The following is a 1,138-nucleotide window of genomic DNA, read 5'->3' as shown; positions in this document are numbered from 1 at the left end:
ATCTCAAGACAGCGTGGATTCAACTCTGATGACCGAAAACAGATCCCCAAGGTCACTCCCGGAACGGGCTCCTGCAGTCGTCATCGGCGGCGGCATCATCGGCATATCGTCCCTCTACCATCTTGCGAAACGCGGAATGGCGGGTGCGGTGCTTTTGGAGCGTAAACAGCTTGCAAGTGGGACGACATGGCACGCGGCAGGAATCGTCGGGCAATTGCGTGAGTCTGGCTCGCAGACCGCACTCTCGAAATACACCGCACGGCTCTTTACGGAACTCGAAAGTGAGACGGGACAGGCGACGGGCTACAAGCAGAACGGCACGCTGCATCTCGCATTGTCGGATATCCGGATGGACCAGTTGCTGCGCAACCATGACCATGCCGGACGAATGGAAATCGAAAGCCACATACTCTCGATCCCGGAGCTGAAAGAAATCTGGCCCCTGGTAGACTATGGGGGCGTCCAAGGCGGCTTCTTCGTTCCCTCCAATGGTCAGGTCAATCCCCTGGACGTCACCCAGGCGATGGCCCGCGGCGCTCGCAACAACGGGGCGCTGATTTTTGAGAACACTTCGGCCACAAGAATTCTGACGAAGAACGGCCGGGTGATTGGTGTCGAAACCGATCAGGGTGTGATCGCCACCGAAAAAGTCATTCTCGCCGGCGGGATGTGGACAAGCCGCTTTGCCAAGGCACATGGGGTGACTGTGCCCCTTCATGCGGCGGAGCATTTCTACATCGTCACCGAAGCGATTGCCGGCCTCCCGCGCACCCTGCCCTGCCTTGTCGTCGGCGAAGAACGGACCTACTGGAAGGAGGACGCGGGCAAGCTGTTGATCGGTGGTTTCGAAGCCTTGGGCAAGGCTTGGGGCACAGAGGGCATTCCAGACGGTTTCGAGTTCGACGAACTTCCATTCGACATGGAACATACCGAACCGATGCTTGAGACGATCTTCGCCCGCATGCCAGCGCTTGCCGAGATGGGGATCAAGACGTTTTTCAACGGCCCCGAGAGTTTCACACCGGACGGTCGGCCCTACCTCGGCCCCGCGCCGGAAATGCCAGGCCTGTTCATTGCCGCCGGCATGAATTCCAACGGCATCCTGAACTCCGGCGGCGTCGGCTTAACGATGGCGGAG

General features: G+C 59.2%; 1 protein-coding gene. It reads left to right on the top strand.

Annotated features, from left to right (window positions below; all coding sequences use genetic code 11):
• Positions 1-28 precede the first annotated feature (28 nt).
• The coding region (locus tag ACXJ7R_RS33715) for an NAD(P)/FAD-dependent oxidoreductase (protein ID WP_457155568.1) at positions 29-1,138 on the top strand (1,110 nt) is incomplete at its 3' end.

The sequence above is a fragment of the Mesorhizobium sp. P5_C1 genome (assembly GCF_054049815.1).
This window is presented reverse-complemented; position numbering and strand designations above follow the sequence as displayed.